The following is an 18,855-nucleotide window of genomic DNA, read 5'->3' on the forward strand; positions in this document are numbered from 1 at the left end:
CGCCAGTCGCTACAACGGAGGAGCCACTGCGGTGGACGGGTTCCCCGGCATAAAGCAGGTGGCGTGGAACCTCCGCAACGCGCTGGCTCGGAAACCCCCGCAACGTACTGGCTCCGCAACGCAGTGGCTCTCCTTGTCCCCGCTCCCCAATCCCCAATCCCTCTAGGCTCGCAAACCAAAGTAAGTGAGAACTAATTCAGTTGTACCATTATTGACAATTTCGTGTGTTTCTGATTGTTCTACAGCTACACAAGTTCCAGGTAATAAATCATATTCCTGATCATTAATACGGATAATCCCCGAACCAGCTTCGACAAAAAATACTTCACACATATCCTCATGTGCGTGGGCTGAGGCTATTTGTCCGGGAGCAAAACGTGCTTGGGAAAAATTGGTCAAACCAGGTAATTCACCAAGCCGCAACATTACTTGTTTCTTGATTTCAGGGTTATGAGAAACAGGCTCTTGTGGTATTTTGCCCAGGGATGTCAATTTCATTCTGGTCTTAGGTCATTGGATATTTCCACAATACCCCTAGTACCATCTATCCGTACTTTCTGACCATCCTGTAAAACCCAGGTAGCATTTCGCACATCCATTATTGCTGGGATGCCATACTCGCGAGCCAGGATAGCTCCGTGAGAAAGCCTACCACCAGCTTCGGAAATTAATCCTCCGGCTCTGACTAGTAGGGGCGCCCAACCAGAGTCTGTATAAGGAACTACTAAAATTATTTCCTTGTCAATCTCCGTCATTGATTGTAAATTTCGCAACACCTTCACTCGTCCTACTGCTTGTCCAGGACTAGCGGGGATACCTTGTAATACCTGATCAGGAGACAGAGGTGCAATTCGCAAAGGTAGAGCCGGGGGAGTATTGCCGTAAACTAACAAGGGGACTGGATTGATTTGACCGTTTTCTGCAAGTTGCGATCGCCTCAATTTTACGATCTCAGATAACTGCTCAACTAAATCTGTGTCAATCCCCTCAATCAAACGCTTGATTTCTGCAAATTCCAGAAAGAAGATATCTCCAGGTTCATTCAACAAACTTGAATTTAACCAAATTTGTTCGAGTGCGACAAATGACCAACGCAAATGGGCTAATAACTGAGAATATATGTCTGTGACTCGCCCTTTCAAATCCACACGTCGTTGGACAACACCTTTATTTCTTTTCCCTTGGCGTTCTTGGCGTTCTTCTCCTTTTGGTGCTTCATTTCCCTGCATGAATTGCACAAATAACTGTTTTACTGCTTGGGGTTCTTCCTTCCAAGTGGGAACCGCAATATCAGTCCCTACCTCGCTCAAGTAACCATAGCGTTGCAGCAATTGGTCAAACTCAGCTAGAATCTCTTGTCCTGACTCAGACTCAGCCATCTTTGCAAACACAGTATCGGGTTTAAAGTGTGGAAATTGCTGCTTGGCTTTGGCGGCTAAAGTTTGGAGCGATCGCAATGCTGCTACTTCTGGTGTGAGACTATTATCAAGCTTGCTGTCTTTAACTTTAAATATGGCTTGACGTATGGCTGCACTCAAGGGAGCCATAATACTGTAGAAAGTGGCACGGTGCAGCAAATCTAAAATATAGTTAATTCTGGCGAATAACTCTGGCGAGTCTAATTCTTCGAGTGGTTCTGAAGCTAACCGCGATAACCCAGGAGCAAAATGCTGACGATAATCCCGCCGAAATTCCCTCCCTAACCATAACTCCCGCATTAACAACCGCAGCAATCCAGGTAAATTTTCTAATGTAGAATTTAACGGCGGTTTGCTTAACTTTTCTCCCCTCGTTAAAAACTCCAGACTTTCCGGAGGTAATCCCATCCGTCGGAATATCTGTCCTAAGAGAGTGGCATTAAAATAAGCATGAGAATAGTGCAGTGTTGCTGTTTCATTGAAATTCAATCCCACGGCTTTTTCGCCTAAGACAAGAGCAAAAATTGCTCCCCACACACCACAAGTTAAAGGACGATTAATCGACCAAGTTAAAGGGCGAATTAACCCAGGAATAACTTCCGCAGCGATTTTGCGTGTCCAGATTGGCAATAAAGTACTAATTGGGCGGGTTTGCAGTACCCAAAGAGTTTGGCCGTCGTAACTCCATTCGATATCTTGGGGAACGCCGTAATAACGATCTTCGAGACGTCGGGCTAAGTATGCTACTTGTTTAATTAACGCTGCTGGTACTCGTCCTTGTCCTTCTAATTGAATCAGCGCTAAATTGTCTGTATCCACAACAAAAGCTCGATATTGTTCTGGTGTCACCCGTCCAGATACAACTTGAACTGCACTTCCTGGTAAAGCTTCAATTACGACTGCATCCTGTTCTTGCGTCATCGGATCGCGGCTAAACGCCACACCGGAAAACACTGATTGCACTTGTAGCTGAACCAATACTGCGATCGCAGTATCTGTGACGTTGAGATCGCGTCGATATTGGACTGCTAGAGGTTCGTTGTAGGATGCTTGGACTTTGGCGATCGCACTTTCTAAACCTTGTCTAGTAGTAACATTTAAAACAGTTTCGTACTGTCCTGCACCAGAGGCTTGTTCTGAGTCTTCGCCAATTGCGGAAGAACGCACTACCAAAGGAGATAATTCTGATGGTTGTAAAAAGTCAATCAATTGTTGCGGATCTTCATAGGGCATGAGTACCCATCCTTTAGGTACAGGATAACCCCAACGCTTCATCTGAGATAATTTTGCGGCTTTATTTCCCACAATCGCCGGATCTAATTCGTCATCTAGCGAAAGAATCCCTTGATCTCCGCGCAAAAATTGTAACACTGCTTGGGAATCAGGTTTTGCATTCTGCACTGGCAGATCCAAGTCATCAGGTATTTGTTTGTAAATCCAGCTTAGTAAAGCAGCAAGCCCAATCGCAGCCAAGATCCTAAATGGATCTTCCATATGTAATATTGCCACAATGATCGGAACTGTGACCAAAACTACGTATTTTGCTGACTGGCGATCGCGTAAAATCGTAAAGCTGACACCTGTCACTAATAATATAAATCCTGCTGCCAATGGGTCGTGGACTATAAATCCCCAAACTACGTTTGTAGTCCCAGCACCTTTTCCCATCGAATATCTGCCCATGACTAGAGCAATTAAAGCTACCAATTCCCAAGCCGAACCATCAGGGAAATAAGCACGAGCAATCAGAACGGCGGCAATTCCTTTGGCTGCTTCTGATAAGACTGCCAAAATTCCCACCAATGTACCACCGTGATAAAAAGCCGCGGATACTCCTACATTACCAGTACCGACTTCCGCTAATTGCCGCCCCGTCAGAGCTTGCGTCATCCAAGCAATTAACGGTAATGACCCTAATAATGGGCAGATAATTACAATTACTAAGACACCCCAGAGTTCAAGCATGTTGGATATTGGATTTTAGATTCCTATTTAAATCTAAAATCTCAAATACTTAATTGTTAGTATATGCTGGGACTTTTTCTTAATACTTCACGATTGGGGATTAGAGATTGGAGATTGGGAATCGGGGATCGGGGATTCGAGATTGGGGAGTGTGGGGAGTGTGGGGAGTGTGGGAAGAAAAATTACTTCCTTGTCTCCCTTGTCCTTGTCCTTATCCTTGTCCTTGTCCTTATTCCTGATCCCTGATCCCTGATTCCTATTAAAAATAAGTTGATTTACCTTAGATATTCTTTGTTGCTGCTATGGAAATTAATTTACTGCATAGGCTGCTTGCAGTGACCAAATAATGAGAGCTGCGATCGCTCCTAAAATTACCACGGTGGAAATAGTGACTATTTTAGGGGAGTCTGCTCCCTCAAATTTCATGATTCCTCGATTTAAGTCGGACATAGCTTTGTAATCTTCCTTTGTGAGAGTGACAGTTTAACCCGTCTCGATTGTAATCTTCGGTTCGCAACTGGTACGTGATTCTTAACTAATATTTTGTTTAAGCTTTGTTAATGAAACATCCTCAATCTTACTTATACCAAAATATATACTATCTAATTTTATACAAAAAATTACTTAACCTCTTGGCAATTATGTATAAGCTATAACAATAATTGCAAGTATTGTCAGTCGGTAATTCATAGTTAGTGGTGTCAAAAACCAAGTATGGATGATGTGTGAGGTATTGATCGGTGAAAGAAACACTAGTTTTAATTTTTACATTTCTTTTTTGTTTGATTTTGGTAATAGAAATAGGAATGCGATCGCTTTTTGGTTTTGGTAATCCTTTGATTTACATTGCCGACGAGAAAATTGGCTATTTACTGGCTCCCAATCAGCGTACCCGTCGTTACGGTAATCGGATTGAAATAAATCAATACTCTATGCGGAGTGAAGTCATAGAACAAACACCTTCGTCTTCTACGCTGCGCGTGTTGCTGCTGGGAGATTCAATTACCAATGGTGGTTGGTGGACAGACCAGGATAATACTATTTCTAGCCTGATTCAACGCTCTTTGATATCAGAGAATATTAGTAAATACCCAGGGATTCAAGTATTAAATGCTTCGGCTAATTCTTGGGGGCCGAGAAATGAACTAGCATATTTAGATAAGTTTGGTAGTTTTCAGGCTCAAGTAGTAGTGTTATTAATTAACACAGATGACTTATTTGCTACTGCTCCGACATCTTTACCAGTGGGACGCGATCGCAACTATCCAGATCGCAAACCACCTTTCGCGCTGGTGGAAGTATTTCGCAATTATATTTTGAAGCCTAAGCCGATAGCAGAACTAAAACCTATATATAAAGAAGATGGCGATCGTGTCGCTAGAAATCTGGAAGCTATTGGTAAAATTCAAGCACTGACGCGTCAAAATAATAGCCAATTTCTACTCGTTATGACTCCCTTACTCCGCGAAATTGGTTCGCCAGGTTCCCGCGATTATGAAATTAAAGCACGTCAACGCCTGAGTGAATTTGCTAATACCCAGAAAATAGCTTATATAGATTTTTTACCGGAATTTAATACTACTAAAAATCCAAAAGCTCTATATCACGACCACATTCACCTCAACTTACAAGGAAATCAATTGGTGAGTAAGGTAATTAAACAAAAGCTAGCTGAGATTTTAAGAATTATGAATTAGGATTTTACTCCTAGTATAACCTGCCCAGAAATAAATTTCCGGGCTAACAGCAAAACTCTACTTAAAGTGGACTAAAAGACTTTGGAGTCGTCTAAAAACGACTTAAGCTATAAGCCAAGAGTTTTAATTCTTGGCGGACTAGACGAGAATTAAATAATCCTGATCAGTTATTCAGAGATAATTGCTTAGTGTTAACTGTTCACTGTCAACTGTTAACTGATTAGTGGAAGTGTTTCTATATGCATATTTCCATTAAGCAAGTGTGTCATTTCCGAAAAATTCTAGCAAAATAATAGAATAAGATATAGCTAAAACAATTTCAGTTGCTAGCAACTCAATAGTTGCGTGGTTTGGATGGAGTGAAACTCATAACTAAACTTGCTCACTAGTAAACATTGCGAGGCAAACAATATGGATATTAATATGCTCCTGAGTCGCTATAAAACAGGAGAACGCGATTTCGTTGGTGTAAATCTCCATAAAGCCAACCTTCATGAAACAGATTTGAGTGGAGCAAATTTTTGTGGAGCAGATTTAAGTGGAGCAGACCTCAGCCAAGCTAATTTAAGCGGATGTAATTTTACCCGAGCAAATCTGACTGATGCAGATTTAACTGGAGCAGATTTGAGCTGTGCAAACATGAGTGAGATCAACTTGATTGGAGCAGACTTAATTAATGTTAACTTAAAGCAAACTAATTTAAGTCGTGCAGATTTGCGAAGTGCAAATTTAATCAGAGCCAACTTGACAAGATCAAATTTAAGTGAAGCAGAATTGAGTGGTGCAGATTTAAGTGGTGCTAATCTCAACCAAGCAAATCTGACTGATACAAACTTAAATGAAGCTGAACTCAATGGTGTAAATATAACTGGAGCAACCATCACTGAAAGAGAAATGAGTGGGTTAGTTATGCACACTGGTTTATCACATAAATGGGTAACTTGGGCTGGTGGTTGCTGATAACTTTCAGAAGGTAAAGCAGGGGAAATTTTTTCCCCTGCTACTTCAATTAGTTAACACTACTGAATCTTTTTCATCGCAAGTTCTGTTTTAGAATCAACTACTCCGTTAGTCGGTAACTTTTGTGAACGTTGAAAAGCTATGACTGCTGAACGTGTTTGCTTACCGAAAACACCATCAAGATTACCTTTAAAGTATCCTTGGTTTTTCAAAAATGCTTGCAGATTTTTAACATTCTGTCCTCGGCTACCGAAATGAAGATTTGCGGTTTTTGCTGAAGAAGTGTTCTTCGCTTGATTCATATGCGAAGTCGTTTTTGATGAAGCATGTTGAGCAGTTGTATGCATAGGTTGCTGATTTTTTTGATTAGCAGCAGTCATAGCAGTCTTAGCATTAGCGGGAATTCCAGACAACAGTAATGGTGTGATTCCTATCAAAGTTATAGTGCTGAAAAAAAGCTTCTTCATCATAAAATTAACTTCCTGCAATATTTATTCATGGCAGAAAAAATGACACACTCATCAAAAATATGAACTAATGTTTTATTAGCTCTTTTGAGATATCTGAAACTGAGTGAATACATTGATTCATTTATTTTGATGATTAAACTATAATCAAAACTTGTGAATAAGTTATGTCTAAGTTATTTCATTGTTGTGAAATAGTTTTTTAAATATATGACTCTTCTTATACCCCTAGACGCCTAAACCCCTACACCCCTTTTTCAAGCCACTTTAGCTAATCAAAATTTTTAAAGTGCTTCACTTTTATGATATATATTGAAATACACAAACCCCATCAAACAACCGTAGATTAGTTGTAGAGGTTCCTAGCAGTGGGCATAGTAGTTGAAAATGTATCCAAACAGTTTGGCAGTTTCCAAGCGGTTGATCAGGTGAGTCTAGAAATTAAAAGTGGCTCTCTGGTTGCTTTGTTGGGACCGTCAGGATCAGGAAAGTCAACTTTGCTACGGCTAATCGCTGGTTTGGAAATGCCAGATAGTGGCAAAATAATTTTGACTGGCAAAGATGCTACTAATCAAAGTGTGCAGGAACGCAATATCGGGTTTGTATTTCAGCACTATGCTTTATTTAAGCATATGACAGTGCGGCAAAACGTTGCTTTTGGTATGGAGATTCGTAAGTTACCAAAAGCAAAAGTGAAAGCGCGAGTAGAACAATTATTAGAATTGGTACAACTGAGTGGACTAGGCGATCGCTATCCATCACAATTATCCGGTGGTCAACGCCAGAGAGTAGCCTTAGCTAGAGCTTTAGCAGCAGAACCAAATGTGTTGTTATTAGATGAACCTTTTGGGGCGCTAGATGCTAAAGTCCGTAAAGACCTACGCGCTTGGTTGCGACGTTTGCATGATGAGGTACATGTGACGACTGTTTTTGTTACCCACGACCAAGAAGAAGCGATGGAAGTTTCTGATGAAATCGTGGTGATGAATAAAGGACGTGTAGAACAAGTCGGAACACCAGCCGATATTTACGATCATCCCGCTACAGCATTTGTGATGAGTTTTATCGGGCCTGTAAACGTATTACCGAGTACCTCAAATATTTTCCAAAATAATGGGTTCGATTCGGCAAATCCAGAAATGTTCCTGCGTCCCCAAGACGTGATTATCGAAACATCTCCTAACGGTACTACCGTACCTGCAAGGGTGAGCCGATTGATACATCTGGGTTGGGAAATTCAAGCAGAATTGACTTTAGATGATGGACAAGTGGTGACAGCACATTTGACACGCGATCGCTTTGATCAATTGAATTTAGAACCGCAACAAAAGGTGTATGTCAAGCCGAAGGATGCTAAATCTTTTCCGCTTTATTATTCAATTTGAGAAACGCTGATACCGTTTCACTTTTTGATATTTTGTAATCATACAAATACATGAGTAGGGGCGTACGGCTGGCGGCTGTACGCCCTTAAACTCATTAGCGACCCCAATTTATAGCATAAGTGTTTAAGCTGACATAATATAACTACTCCACTTCGTTAAACTGAGATCAATTTGATAGCTATTGTTGCCTCAAGTTACGATTTTTTCTGTATAAAAGTTTGTCTAAGGCTAAATTATCAAGATCCTCAGAGGAGAGGTTTTTATGACTTATGATTCGGAAGACATACAACAAATTCTCCAAATGGCATTTGCTCAAAAACAGGAAGGTGAATTTTCACGAGAACAACTTGTAGAAATGGCATCCGAATTAAATATTTCTCCTCACATGTTGGAAAAAGCTGAACAACAATGGCTCACTCAGCGATCAGAACAACACCAACGACGAACATTTAATAATTTTCGACGCAAAGGTTTCTCGGCACATTTGATTTCTTTTCTGGCAGTCAATTCATTCTTGATATTGTTAAATTTATTCACTACACCTAGTTATTTTTGGGCAATATTTCCATTATTGGGATGGGGTATAGGTTTGTTTTTTCACGGTTTGAGCGTTTATCGAAATGAAGGAAAAGCCTATGAGCAAGCCTTTCAAAAATGGCGTAGTCAACATCTTAAAGGTAAAGATTTTTGAGCATATTAAGTTGTTAGGCTTGCAGTTGTTGTGATTGCAAATTACCAAACGCGACGCTTGAGTAGAATTGAGAAAGAGATGAATGAATATCCGTCTCTTTCTCTTTTTCCTCTTTAACCGAGAACTATTGGTGTCAATTTAACTTTACTAGCAGCTGTTGTGGCTTTTTCTCGTGCTTGTTGAATATTGTTACCTTTTGCTAAAGCAACTCCCATGCGACGATAAGGATGAGCAGTGGGTTTACCAAATAGCTTAATATCTACATCTTTTTCTGATAGCGCCTCAGCTACACCTGTGTAAGCGATCGCATCCAATTTTTCGGAAGCCAAGATTACCGCACTTGCTGAAGGCCCGAACTGTTCTATGTGGGGAATTGGTAAGCCTAAAATTGCTCGCAGATGCAGTTCAAATTCATTCAAATTTTGTGAGATCAGAGTTACCATTCCCGTATCATGAGGTCTAGGTGAAAGTTCTGAAAAAATTACCTCGTCTTTAGTAATAAAAAATTCCACACCAAAAATTCCCGCACCACCCAAAGCATCAGTAACTTTTTTGGCGATTTCCTGGGCTTGTGCTATCATTGCTTCTGATATTCCCGCAGGTTGCCAAGATTCTTGATAATCTCCTCTTTCTTGACGATGACCAATTGGAGAACAGAACATTGTCGATGCATTCCATTGCTTAATAGTCAGTAAAGTAATCTCAATTTCAAAATCAATAAATTCTTCTACGATGACTTTTTGAGTATCACCCCTAGAACCTGCGATCGCATAATTCCATGCTTTCTCAACTTCTCTTTTATCTTTGACAACTGACTGACCTTTACCAGAAGAAGACATTACAGGTTTGACGACATTCGGAAAACCAATTTCATCAGAAATAGCAATTAACTCTTCTAGGGTACAAGCATAACCATATTTTGCAGTTCTGATACCTAATTTTTGGTGTGCTAGTTCCCGGATGCGATCGCGATTCATTGTATAGTTAGTCGCTGCTGCGGTTGGAATAACTGTCATTCCCCTTTCTTCAAATTCCAGCAACTTTTCTGTTCTAATTGCTTCAATTTCCGGTATGATAAAATCCGGCTGATACTTACTAACAATTCTTTCTAAATCATCAGCACTCAACATGGAAATTACTTCCGCACAATCGGCAACTTGCATTGCTGGAGCATTTTCATAGCGATCAACAGCAATTACAAAATTACCAAGGCGTTGAGCAGCAATCACAAATTCTTTTCCTAGTTCTCCCGAACCAAGTAACATTAGTTTTTGTGGCAATTTAATATTACTATCCATAACACTCTGCATCTATTTTTAATATTATTTTTAACAATTAAAAACTGCTCCACGCATTAGTAAATCTTGACGTTGTTGATTGCTTAAACCAACTCCTTCACCAAAATTGCATTTTTTTACTAAAGCTTTTAACCATATAGTTTCATTGAGAGTAGATCCTCTTAAATTTGCATCTGTAACATCTGCACCTGTAAAGTTAGCAAAAATTAGATCAGCATCAACTAAACTACTTCCTTTTAAATTTGCCCCTGATAAATTTCCGCGAATCAAGTTTACTCCTTCTAATTCTAAGTCAGATAAATCTGCTCCTATCAAATTAGGGAATTTTAGCTGAGTAGGATGAGCAAAAAAACGGCTGACGCAAACAATATTTGTTTCATTTAAGCGCATTTTCGCTAAAAAATCATAGCGTGCTATTCCTAATTGTTTGAGTATTTGCAAACGTTGGTCATGATTTTTATCTAAAAAATAAATAGTTTGCTCACGGAGTTCTAGGTTGGGAATATTTAGCATTTATATCAAAATTTGGAAAGTATTTAGATTTCCAAATCAATCAAAATATATCACGAAAATTACTAACTTTACTTGGTATCTACATTATCATTTGTGAATTAAGTCATGTGTCGTCGTATTTTTCAGATACAGGGCTAATTTTATCGGTGTGCATCGGTGTACCCTGCGCTTAGGCACGCAGTAGCTACTTGTACCAAGTTGCTACAGGTCTACGTTTTTTCCTACACTAAACCTCATTGCAAACCGCTATATTAAGTATGAAAAGAAAAAATTTGCCTATTTATTTTCCAAGTAGCTTACTGATACTAACTATATTCTTATTGGGAGTTTCGCTCATATTGACAAGTTTCTTTTCACTTGACATTTTCAGAGCCAGAGTTATAGATATCGATAAAGCAAATCAGCTTATAGAAGCAAAAAAGCAAAAAGAAAATAATTATTTAGGGACTACTAAAGTAATTTTTTCTCAAGGATTTAGTGACAAAGGAATAGATCCCAGATGTCTAACTTGGCCGTCAAAATTGTCATATAGCGGTTGGAGTAACGATCCTAAAGACCATGACTTTTTCATCGATCATTACATACCTCCTGGGAAAAAAGCCATTATTTGTGCAACACCTGCACTATCAGTCGCACTCGCCATACATCCTCGCAAGAGATTTCTATATGAAGTGTCAAAAATTGATTTAGATGATGGATTATATGTTCGGGTTGTAGTTGGACTATCGGAGGTAAGAGAACCTTGTAAATTATTTACAGGTAGCGTAGATTGTGTGAACTCAATTTTGGCGCGACAAGCTGTAGTTAAATATGAACCGTAGTGTTGGGGATTGGGGATCGGGGATTGGGCAACAAGTTCTTGAATTGTGTAAGTATTTAAGTAGAACGACTTCAAAAAACCAAACTATGTGAAGTAATGTAAAATTATCGAAATCTAGTTTGTAGTAAGGACTTTAGTCCTTATTCGAGGACTAAAGTCCTTACTACAAACCTTTAATTATTTACGCCGTTCTACTTAGGCAAAATTATTTATATATCTCGTTTGGCTCTTTGGTTTGGCAAATCAATTGTTTTGTCTCTCCAATCCCTGATCCCTGATCCCTGATCCCCGATCCCCAATGACTAATGACTACTTTTTTGTATATGTTGCTTTGGTAGGCAAACAGTAACTTTTGTACCTTGATCTGGTTGACTATCTAAAGTAATACTGCCACCATGTAATTCTACGCAAGCTTTTGTAATTGCTAATCCTAAACCTGTTCCAGGAAGTGTGTCAACATTACTTCCACGACAGAAGGGTTGAAACAGGTTGGTTTGGTCTGCTATTGGTATACCTATACCTTGGTCTTGAATAAAAAATATAACTTCAGATTCTTTGCCAATTAAATGAAATTCTACATTGCCTCCTTTTGGTGAATATTTAATCGCATTGGACATTAAATTACTAAATATCAAGCGCAAAAGTCCTTGATCACCCCAGAAGCCTTTATTATTTCCAGTACTCTGAAAAATGAATTCATGGCGATCGCTAACTAATTGCTGTTGTTCGCTGATTAGGCTAGAGAAAAATTGCTCTAAATCGAGGGGAATCGTTTTAAATTTGGTCTTGTTGAGTTCAAATTGATTCATGACTAGCATGTCATCTATCAATTTAGACATGTGTCGTGCTTTTTGCTCAATGATATGCAAAAACTTGTGTTTTTTCAATTCCTCAAGATGGTCGCCATATTGCTTGAGTGTAGAAGCAGCAGCTAAAATCGAAGCCAACGGTGTGCGATACTCGTGGGAAATAGTGGTGATAATTTGAGATTTAAAGGCATTGAGTTGTTTTTCTTTTTCTAGAGCAGCTTGAGTTTTGGTGAGTAATTCTGCTTGTTGAATTGCGATCGCTAGTTGTACAGAAACTTCACAAAGTACCTCTAGTTCGTCAGATTGCCATTCTCGTTTTCCTGTACACTGATGAGCAATCAAAAAACCCCAAGGTTTTGATACTGTTTGTTGATCACTCAAAGTAATGGGAACCATTAGATTTGCCTTATTATCTAATAGCTCTAGCGGGTTGAAGTTGCAATCATCCGAGCCTGCCCAATAACATAATAAAGGATTATTTTGATCTGTTGTATAATTTTGACCAGTTTGATCAGAATCTGCCTCTGGAGAAGACTGACATACTATGACGCGATCGCACTTGAGCATTTGTTGCACTTCTCTGACAGCCGTGTATAAAATTTCTTCTAAATCAAGAGACTGGCGAATTCGTAGCAACATCGTAGCAATCAAGCGTTGTCGTTCTTGAGTCTTTTGTAACTGAGTTTGCAGACATAATTGCTTGATCACATTACGAACTGCTAGTTGCAAAACATCCGCTTTCAGATGTTGCTTAACTAAATAATCTTGGACACCCTTTTTCATCGCTTCCACAGCAATCTCTTCGTCACCCCGTCCAGTTAGCATAATCACGGGTACGGAAGAACCAAAGGTTTTCTGTCTAAGCTGATCTAGAAATTCGATTCCGCTCATATCTGGCAAGCAAAAATCCAGCAGAATCAAATCACAAGGCATATTTTGGCACAAGCCAAGTCCAACTTCTGCTGAGTCTGCCTCCAGAATTTGGTAATAATGGTGAGGATCTTTCAAAAGAAAGCGGCGATAGATTTTCCGATCCGTTGCACAATCATCAATGATGAGCAGCTTCCAGGCATTCGGCATAACAAAAAGGGGCAGGGGTGCAAAACTCCTTCCTCAACATTGCCATAAATTACGAAAACATTAAGAAAAACTAAAAAAAATGTAAAAAAAATATAAGTGTTGGTCAATGGGGATCAGGGATCGGGAATCGGGGATTGTGGATTGAGCATTGAGAGAATTTTCTCCCTTGTCTTTCTTGTTCTCTTCCCAATTTTTAATTGATGCGTCCCCCTTCCCTTGTCCCCGATCCCCAATCGCCGATCCCCGTTCCCCGTTATCCAGGAATCGGTGGAATATTAACTTGCAACCAATAATCGACAAAGGCTTGAATGGTTTTTTGCAGTTCTTGGACATCCATTGGCTTGACGAGATAGCCATTTGCGCCCTTTTGATAACAAAATTCAATATCCTTGGGGTTGGATGAAGTCGTGAAGATAACTATAGGAATTTCTTTAAAAGTTTTATCTTGCTTAAGTTGTTCTAGGATGTCACGACCATCGATTCCTGGTAGATTTAGGTCTAGCAGAATCACTGAAGGTCGCGACAATCCATCGATGTTTTTTCCTTCTTGGTAAAGGTAGTCTAAAACTTCATCACCACTAGTACAACGATGGATGGGGTTTTGGACAGCCATCCGGCGCATCAGGCGTTGGAGAATCCGAAAATCCTCGTTGCTGTCCTCAACAACCAATAGTGGTTCATTAAGTTTTGTTGCCATTAGTTCATCTATCTGATCAAATTATGTTTCTTAAAAAGTTTTGTAATATATCTTAACTTACCATAAGTGTCAAATAAAATGTTGATCCTTCACCTGGTGTAGATTCAACCCAAATTTGACCACCATGGCGTTCAATGATTTTCTTGGCGATCGCCAGTCCCGCACCTGTTCCACCGCCATATTTTTCTTGAGTATGCAGCCGCTTGAAAAGCTTGAAGATGGTTTGGTGGTGATGGACTGGAATCCCAATACCGTTATCCCGTACGTAAAAAGTGATTGGAGACTGGGAATCAACAGAAGACGCGGTTACGCCCAGAGAATTAGACGCAGAGATTTGTCGATCAGCGTCCCCCTGTCCCCCGTTCGCGTAGCGTCTCCTCTGGAGAATCCCCGCTCCCCGCTCCCCGATTTCCCTGTCCAAATAACCAATTTCGACCCATTTTTCTGATTTATCATTATATTTGAAAGCATTAGTGATCAGGTTACTAAAAACCTCGTTAAGGAGAACTGGGTCACAGTGAATTGTTGGTAGAGGTCTGGGAATACGAACTTCGAGATTATGTTGTTGATGGCTAGCATGAAAGACATTGATCACTTGATCGAGCAATTCATTTAAGTTAACTGCTTGTAAATGTAGTGCTGCTTGCCCTAATTGCGATAGTCGTAGTAGACCATTAATCAGGGTTTCCATGCGTACCGACAAGGAAATGACAGTTTGTAGATAATCTGTTGCATCTTCATCTAGGACGGATGCATAGTCTTCAAGGATAATTACTGAGTAATTATATATACCTCTTAATGGTTCTTTGAGATCATGAGAAGCTGCATAAGCAAAAGAAGCTAATTCGCGGTTACTGGTTTCTAACTCTTGATTGATCTTGGCTAATTCTTCTGCCTTTTTGAGGACAATCCCAACGATCGCATTTCGCAGACTCAAAGCACTATCAATTTCACATTCTAGCCAAGGTAAAGATGTTAATCTGACAATTTCTTGCCATTTTTCAAAGGACTTTCTGGGACAAAGGGTGAGACTACCATCTGAGTTAACTTGAATCGATTCGTTGGGATTACCTGCCCAGTTTACCGTGCGGATCACTTCGGTGCGAAACCAGAGAAGATAATAATGTCGCAATTTAGAAATCCGCAATAGCAACAACCCACTAGCGGTATCTTTAAATGTCTCAGCCTCTGGGTAAAGCTTGGGTAAGGAATCAGTATAGAATATATTGTCTCTCACCTGAGCATCTGCCCAGGTAATTAGCGATCGCACATTTTCGGTATTTGGTGTTGCTCCCACCAGAGAAATTTCACCATCCAAACAAACCGCCGCCCCTGTCGCACCTACAAGACCTAGTAAGCGAGGTTCAGGATGGATTAATGCATCTCTGAAGTTATCTGCTTGAGAGATTGATTCTACAACACCAGACCGCAGAGATTCCAATCTAATTTTATAGTCTACTTCTTCTTGAATAACTTTATTCGCCAACTCCGATGACACAATTTGTCCCAAAAATTCGCAGCCAGCCCGGATTTCATAAGGGACATATTTAGGAGTTTGATGATGGCAGGAAATTAATCCCCATAGCTTTCCCTCTTGAATTAGGGGAATGACCATCAAAGCTGCCACACCCATATTTTGATGAAATTCTATACAACAAGGATCAACACTCCGCAGCACAGACAGACTTAAATCAAGGGGAGTATCATCTGTTGTAGGAGTTAATTCCACAGGTTGGGCGTTGATACATGGTATAATTCGCAACGCATTGCGTCTGTATAAATCTTTAGCTCCTTGTGGGATGTCTGTTGCTGGATAGTGGAGTCCCAAATAAGGCGATAACTCTTCTGTTTTGACTTCAGCAATCACTTCCCCTGCGCCTTGATGGTCAAATTGGTAGACCATCACCCGGTCAAATTCTGTAATATTGCGGGTTTGTTGGGCTGCAAGTTGTAAGAAATCTATCAGGTTATTTGTGCGTTTGAGTTTGGCGATCGCTCCTTTGATTAAGGTGTGAATGTTCAAAAAATTTACTTGAACTGGTGATGATGTTGGTTCTAGCTCTAAAATGATGGTGTCTTCTACTCGATGCACAAAACCATCAAAGTCTCGCTCACCCTCATTTGTGCGGATTGATAGCTTCAGGTAATTAACAGTGTCAATTTCGTCTGTTGGAAGTTGAGCGATCGCTTCTAAACACAAAGCATCGAGCAAAGAACTGAGAGGTTGACCAAGTAACTCCTCTGGCTGTTTACCCAAATAATCTTGGGTGTTGCTGCTAACTTGTAATATCACCAATTGTGTACTTAGTGCTAAAAGTACACCATGGGGCTGGATCGAGCCAGGGTTAAAACTGAGATCGTCGTGACTAGTTAATAACAACTCCAAACAATGAGATTTTCAATAAAGTGCTAGTTAAACTGCATGATTGGGGCTAGCTTTTTTGCTTACCCCAAAATTTGGTTATTATTTCTTATTTTAATATTTTTTAAAGATTTTGGATAGATAACAATCTAAATAGAACAGATAAGGCTTTTATTTTTTGTTGCTGGTACTATGCAATGATTACAGCATTTGAAGAGTTCTGCGAGATGTTTGGTATCGTCGTCTTCATATATGCCTTGCTCTCATATATGAATTTACATTTAACAGAAGTTCAGTTTTGTATCCAAAAAGCAGCAATGCAACCAAAACGGAGAATCATTGATGATGCTGAACTGCAACGGTAGTATTCTAAATTTTTTGATAATCTCAAATCTTAACGGGGCGATCGCGACGTACCAGGTTTGATATGATGTAGCATCTAGGTTTTACTGGGGAAACTCAGAGAAAAAATGCCTCCTTGTCCCCCTTCCCTTCTAGGTTTTAACTAACCGCGATCGCCACTCCTACACTTTCATTCGCTAATCTATCTACTGCACATATAGCATAGGTTCCCGGTTCAACGGTTGCAAAGGTGGTGTTAGCAGGTAAAACCCGCTGGAGTGTCCAATTATCACCACTCTGTCTATAAACTGTCCAAGAACGAATCTGACTGTTATCACCTGGCTTCCAAGTCAGTTTACGGTTACTAACTTGTAGGGCTGTAGGTGGTGTTGGTGGTGTGGTGTTCTGCCAAGATAAAGTCGGAGGTAAGGCAGGTTTGTTGTAAAGCAACTGTAATTTATCAGCGATACCCTGACTATTATCCATCAAAACGCCGACGTTAAAGAAAATATTTCCTAGTGACAACTGTCCAGCTTGGCTACGACTAATTTTCACCTGCTTTTCAATTTCGCCACTCTCCCGACTCTTGTTGCTTGGTTCTGTAAGATTGTTACCTGCATAAACGTGTCTTTGTTTGGTGTTAACCTCTGTCCACCACTTCAACAGGGCAGAATAATTTTGTTGTGTTTGGTCGGTGCGCCAGTAAAGCTGGGGAGCAATATAATCAATCCAACCTTGTTCTAGCCATTTCTTCGAGTCGGCATACAGCACATTATAAGCGTCTAACCCAGTAATCCCAGGGGGTTGTCCGGGGCGATAGATACCAAAGGGACTAATACCAAATTGAACGTAGGGTTTGGTTGCTTTAATCCCTTGCCATAGACGCTGTACCATTTTGTTCACATTGTCCCGACGCCAATCACCAACGCCGAGGGTACCACCAGCAGCTTTGTAGGCAGCGTAGGTTTTATCATCGGGGAAAGACTGACCCTCTATGGGATAAGGGTAAAAATAATCATCTAAGTGAATAGCGTCAACATCGTAGCGTTTCACTACGTCTAGGATCACATTGTAAGCTCGATCCTGAACGATTTTCAGTCCTGGGTCCATCCAGCGTTGAGTCTTCCAAACGTAGACGCATTCTGGATTGGTAGCTGCGATGTGGGGACGAACAGTTTTAGCTGGATTCGTGGAAGTACTAGCTCGGTAAGGGTTAAACCAAGCATGAAGTTCGATATTGCGCTTGTGGCATTCAGCGATCGCAAACTCCAAAGGATCATAAAATGGATCTGGTGCTTTGCCCTGGGTTCCTGTTAACCAAGCACTCCACGGTTCCAGTTGGGAAGCATACATAGCATCGCCCTCTGGTCGTACCTGAAATATCAAGGCATTAAAATTGAGAGCATCTAATTTTTCAATAATTTTGATTAACTCGGCTTTTTGCTGTGCAACAGAAAGTCCTGTTTTAGAAGGCCAATCACTATTCCACACACAAGCTACCCAAGCCCCTCGAAACTCCCGGTTATGACTGACAATTGTCGGAGGTGTTGACGGTGACGGTAGATTTCCCGGTTCATTTCCTGGTTCAGGAGCAACCACTATATAGTTAGAGGGAATTTTCTCGGCCTTATCCTGATATACCAATGCTTGATAAACTATTGCTGCGACGTCAGCGCGGGTTGCTGCGACCTTGGGATTCAGTATTTTCACGTTAGGAAAATTAGTAACTATACCAGCACGAGTAGCGATCGCTACTGCATTCTTGGCATATTCAGGAATACTACTGGCATCGTTATAGATGAGGGGAAGTTTTGGTAATAAATCAGCCTTCACATTAGCACTCAGACCTAAGCCACCGACTAAAGATACCAAAACATCACCTTTAGCAATTCTATTATTGGGACGGAAACTGCGATCAGGATAGCCAGACAGAAATCCGATTTCGTAAGCTTTTTGAATGGCATTTGCTGCCCAGTGGTTAGCAGGAACATCAGTAAACGGCACATACTCCCGCTTACCAGGTAGGTTAAAAACTGTGGTAATGATGGCAGCAAACTCTGCACGAGTGACTGAGTTATCGGGACGAAACGTGCCATTGGGATACCCGTTTAAAATTTGACGCTGGGCTAAAGCTTCAATAAAAGCACGGGCCCAATGATTTTGAATATCCGAAAAGCGAGTAGAAGTTGATACCATATTCAATCCCAGCTAGCTAGATTGATTTTATTCAGCTTTGTGATTTTTTCGATGGTTTTGTTATGACTTTTTAGGTTTATCCAAAATTGTGCGATCGCAAAATAATTTATTCTGCTCTTAGTTCTTAAAAAAAAGTTATTTAATTTACAAGAGCT

At 40.4% G+C, this 18,855-nt stretch carries 16 protein-coding genes; 6 read left to right on the plus strand and 10 right to left on the minus strand.

Annotated elements, in window-relative coordinates:
- Positions 1–162: 162 nt before the first annotated feature.
- The 3 genes from ACE1AT_RS19730 to ACE1AT_RS19740 all read right to left on the minus strand — a co-directional run bounded on the left by ACE1AT_RS19730 (position 163) and on the right by ACE1AT_RS19740 (position 3,833).
- A complete protein-coding gene (locus tag ACE1AT_RS19730; RefSeq protein ID WP_374871360.1) occupies positions 163–498 on the minus strand; it encodes a cupin domain-containing protein in 336 nt (111 codons plus the stop codon).
- Positions 495–3,383: a glycerol-3-phosphate acyltransferase gene (locus ACE1AT_RS19735; RefSeq protein WP_374871362.1), complete on the minus strand. Its 2,889-nt coding sequence runs from the start codon at positions 3,381–3,383 to the stop codon at positions 495–497. The genes ACE1AT_RS19730 and ACE1AT_RS19735 overlap by 4 nt, the downstream gene beginning before the upstream one ends.
- 309 nt (positions 3,384–3,692) lie before the next feature.
- Positions 3,693–3,833 carry a hypothetical protein gene (locus tag ACE1AT_RS19740; protein WP_016862926.1) on the minus strand — a complete coding sequence of 47 codons (141 nt, stop codon included), beginning with the start codon at positions 3,831–3,833 and terminating at the stop codon, positions 3,693–3,695.
- Positions 3,834–4,123: 290 nt separating this feature from the next.
- Between ACE1AT_RS19740 and ACE1AT_RS19745 the strand changes: the two genes are divergently transcribed.
- Both ACE1AT_RS19745 and ACE1AT_RS19750 read left to right on the plus strand, forming a co-directional pair.
- Entirely contained in the window at positions 4,124–5,080 is a 957-nt protein-coding gene (locus tag ACE1AT_RS19745) for an SGNH/GDSL hydrolase family protein (RefSeq protein ID WP_374871365.1), read from the plus strand.
- 411 nt (positions 5,081–5,491) lie between these two features.
- Positions 5,492–6,040 (plus strand): pentapeptide repeat-containing protein, encoded by a 549-nt coding sequence (locus ACE1AT_RS19750; protein WP_374871367.1) that lies wholly within the window; start codon positions 5,492–5,494, stop codon positions 6,038–6,040.
- Between the two features lie 59 nt (positions 6,041–6,099).
- Here the strand turns inward: ACE1AT_RS19750 and ACE1AT_RS19755 are convergent, their stop codons facing one another.
- Complete coding sequence (locus ACE1AT_RS19755) at positions 6,100–6,510, minus strand: peptidoglycan-binding protein (protein WP_374871369.1); 411 nt, start codon at positions 6,508–6,510, stop codon at positions 6,100–6,102.
- Positions 6,511–6,875: 365 nt separating this feature from the next.
- Between ACE1AT_RS19755 and ACE1AT_RS19760 the strand changes: the two genes are divergently transcribed.
- Positions 6,876–7,892 carry a sulfate/molybdate ABC transporter ATP-binding protein gene (locus ACE1AT_RS19760; protein ID WP_374871371.1) on the plus strand — a complete coding sequence of 339 codons (1,017 nt, stop codon included), beginning with the start codon at positions 6,876–6,878 and terminating at the stop codon, positions 7,890–7,892.
- 262 nt (positions 7,893–8,154) lie between these two features.
- A complete protein-coding gene (locus tag ACE1AT_RS19765) occupies positions 8,155–8,583 on the plus strand; it encodes a 2TM domain-containing protein (protein ID WP_374871373.1) in 429 nt (142 codons plus the stop codon).
- A 113-nt stretch (positions 8,584–8,696) separates the two neighbouring features.
- On the opposite strand, the gene purT is transcribed toward ACE1AT_RS19765, so the two are convergent.
- Positions 8,697–9,881, minus strand: coding sequence for a formate-dependent phosphoribosylglycinamide formyltransferase (purT, locus tag ACE1AT_RS19770; RefSeq protein WP_374871375.1), 1,185 nt, complete (start codon positions 9,879–9,881; stop codon positions 8,697–8,699).
- Positions 9,882–9,911: 30 nt separating this feature from the next.
- Complete coding sequence (locus ACE1AT_RS19775) at positions 9,912–10,394, minus strand: pentapeptide repeat-containing protein (RefSeq protein ID WP_374871377.1); 483 nt, start codon at positions 10,392–10,394, stop codon at positions 9,912–9,914.
- Positions 10,395–10,651: 257 nt separating this feature from the next.
- Here ACE1AT_RS19775 and ACE1AT_RS19780 point away from each other — a divergent pair, with 257 nt between their 5' ends.
- The gene (locus ACE1AT_RS19780) at positions 10,652–11,215 is read left to right on the plus strand and encodes a hypothetical protein (RefSeq protein ID WP_374871379.1); all 564 of its coding nucleotides are present in this window, start codon (positions 10,652–10,654) and stop codon (positions 11,213–11,215) included.
- A 301-nt stretch (positions 11,216–11,516) separates the two neighbouring features.
- Here the strand turns inward: ACE1AT_RS19780 and ACE1AT_RS19785 are convergent, their stop codons facing one another.
- From ACE1AT_RS19785 to ACE1AT_RS19795, 3 genes are all read right to left on the minus strand, one after another.
- Positions 11,517–13,103, minus strand: coding sequence for an ATP-binding protein (locus ACE1AT_RS19785; RefSeq protein WP_374871381.1), 1,587 nt, complete (start codon positions 13,101–13,103; stop codon positions 11,517–11,519).
- A 253-nt stretch (positions 13,104–13,356) separates the two neighbouring features.
- On the minus strand, positions 13,357–13,800 hold the full coding sequence (locus tag ACE1AT_RS19790) for a response regulator (RefSeq protein WP_374871383.1): 444 nt from the start codon (positions 13,798–13,800) through the stop codon (positions 13,357–13,359).
- 52 nt (positions 13,801–13,852) lie between these two features.
- The gene (locus tag ACE1AT_RS19795) at positions 13,853–16,186 is read right to left on the minus strand and encodes an ATP-binding protein (RefSeq protein ID WP_374871385.1); all 2,334 of its coding nucleotides are present in this window, start codon (positions 16,184–16,186) and stop codon (positions 13,853–13,855) included.
- 173 nt (positions 16,187–16,359) lie between these two features.
- Here ACE1AT_RS19795 and ACE1AT_RS19800 point away from each other — a divergent pair, with 173 nt between their 5' ends.
- The gene (locus ACE1AT_RS19800; RefSeq protein ID WP_374871387.1) at positions 16,360–16,527 is read left to right on the plus strand and encodes a hypothetical protein; all 168 of its coding nucleotides are present in this window, start codon (positions 16,360–16,362) and stop codon (positions 16,525–16,527) included.
- A gap of 136 nt (positions 16,528–16,663) precedes the next feature.
- Here ACE1AT_RS19800 and ACE1AT_RS19805 read toward each other — a convergent pair whose 3' ends face one another.
- Positions 16,664–18,700, minus strand: a complete 2,037-nt coding sequence (locus ACE1AT_RS19805; RefSeq protein WP_374871389.1) for a family 10 glycosylhydrolase — start codon at positions 18,698–18,700, stop codon at positions 16,664–16,666.
- Between the last annotated feature and the right edge of the window lie 155 nt (positions 18,701–18,855).

Origin of the sequence: Pelatocladus sp. BLCC-F211, from assembly GCF_041928655.1 — a bacterium.
In the GTDB taxonomy this organism is placed as follows: Bacteria; Cyanobacteriota; Cyanobacteriia; order Cyanobacteriales; family Nostocaceae; genus Pelatocladus.